The sequence below is a fragment of the Streptomyces sp. NPDC057543 genome (genome assembly GCF_042801895.1).
Taxonomy (GTDB): domain Bacteria; phylum Actinomycetota; class Actinomycetes; order Streptomycetales; family Streptomycetaceae; genus Streptomyces.
The window spans coordinates 1-1,801 of the sequence record NZ_JBHVFF010000563.1 but is presented as its reverse complement, the minus strand read 5'-3'; the positions used below and the strand labels follow the sequence as shown (position 1 = coordinate 1,801).

2 protein-coding genes are annotated in these 1,801 nt (G+C 71.7%); both read right to left on the bottom strand.

All coding sequences use genetic code 11. From position 1 onward, the window contains the following. Positions 1–155 precede the first annotated feature (155 nt). Entirely contained in the window at positions 156–542 is a 387-nt protein-coding gene (locus tag ACFU8Q_RS41300) for a cupin domain-containing protein (RefSeq protein WP_384465303.1), read from the bottom strand. A 15-nt stretch (positions 543–557) separates the two neighbouring features. Further along, on the bottom strand, positions 558–1,801 hold a 1,244-nt coding region (locus ACFU8Q_RS41295; protein ID WP_384465300.1), incomplete at its 5' end, for an NAD(P)/FAD-dependent oxidoreductase.

The window sequence follows — 1,801 nt, the reverse complement described above, 5'->3', positions numbered from 1 at the left end:
GCCCAGGTCGACGGTTTCGGCCGCCTGTCCGGCGGCCGCCCGTACTTCGGTGTCGGAGCCGACGGCGGTGATCCGGCCGTCGGCCACGGCGACGGCGGTCGCGTGGGGCCGTGCCGGGTCGCCCGTCCACACCTGGCCGCCGTGCAGGACGAGGGTCATGCTTCGGCCCGGTGGGTTCGCACCACGTATACCTTGCGGATCGTTTCGTGGACCTGCCAGGTGCCGCGCCAGCCGGCCGGCATGGCCAGGGTGGAGCCGGGACGCAGTTCGACGCTTTCGCCGCCTTCGGTGTCGACGGTGGCGGTTCCGGACAGTACCTGGCAGATCTCGTCGTAGCCCTCGCGGGTGGCGGTGAAGTGGCCGGGGTCGCACTCCCAGACGCCGACCTCGACGAGGCCGTCGGGGGACGTCCACAGGGTGTGGCTGGTCTCCTGCTGACCGGTGGTGCTGGTGGGCTTGGGACAGGCGGCGGGCAAGTCGGTGGTCACCGCGTCGGCGAGGAAAGCGACGGGGAAGACGGTGGTGTCCACAGGGGTGTTCACGAGGATCGGCTCCTTTCAGCGGCCGCTGATGACGTCGGCGATGCGTGCGATGGCGGAAGTGCGCTCCAGGCCGGAGTTCTCGTGCCGGTCGGCGGCACGGTACGCGACGTAGAGGCTGCGCACGCCGAGCCAGCGCAGCGGCTCCGGCTCCCAGCCGCGCACCTGGCGGCCGACCCAGGGCAGCCGGGTGAGGTCCGTTTCCTGACGCAAAATCAGGTCGCGCAGGGTACGTCCGGCGAGGTTGGTGGTGGTCACCCCGTGCCCGACGTAGCCGCCGGCCCAGCCCAGCCCGGTCCGCTCGTCCACGTGGACGGTGGCGCACCAGTCACGCGGTACGCCCAGCACCCCGGACCAGGTGTGGTCGATCGCCACGTCCCGGGTGGCCGGGAAGTGCTGCCGCAGGATGGCCTGCAACTGCATCTGGGTGGCGGTCCGGGTCTCGCCGCGCTGGTCGACGTGGGAGCCGAACATGTACGGGATGCCGCGTCCGCCGATGGCGATCCGGCCGTCGGTGGTGCGCTGGATGTAGCAGTACGAGTTCGCCTCGTCGCCGATCAGTTCGGCTCCACGCCAGCCGATCTCCTCCCACACGGCGGCGGGCAGCGGCTCGGTGACGATCATGCTGCTGTTCATGGGCAGCCACGACCGGCGGTGTCCGCGCAGCCCGGAGGTGAAGCCCTCCAGGGCCCGAATCACGAACGACGCCCGGACGGTGCCGTGCGGCGTGACCGCCTCGTGCGGGCGGATCTCGGTGACTTCAGTGCTCTCGTAGATGGTGACGCCCATCCGCTCGACCACGTCGGCCAGGCCCCGGACCAGCTTGGCCGGCTGGATGCGGGCGCAGTGCGGGCTCCACTGGGCGCTGCGGGCGCCGGCGACGCGGACGCGTTCGGCGAGCTCGTCGCGGTCCAGTTCGACCAGGTCGTCCTCGCCCCAGCCTTCGGCGCGCAGCGACGGCAGCCGGTCGCGGAGCCGCCGTTCCTGCGCGGCGTTGGTGGCGACGTGGAGCAGACCGTCCTTCTGGATGTCGGCCTCGATGCCTTCCTCGGCGGCGACGCGGACGACCTCGTCGACCGAGGAGAACATCTCGCGCTGCATGGCGACGGACGGCTCCTGGCCGTGTGCCTTGGCGTAGCGGCGCATCTGGCCGGGCGGCTCGGCGCTGAGCCAGCCGCCGTTGCGGCCGGAGGCCCCGAAGCCGGCGAACTCCTTCTCCAGTACGGCGATCCGCAGGTCGGGCTGCGCCTGCTTGAGGTAGT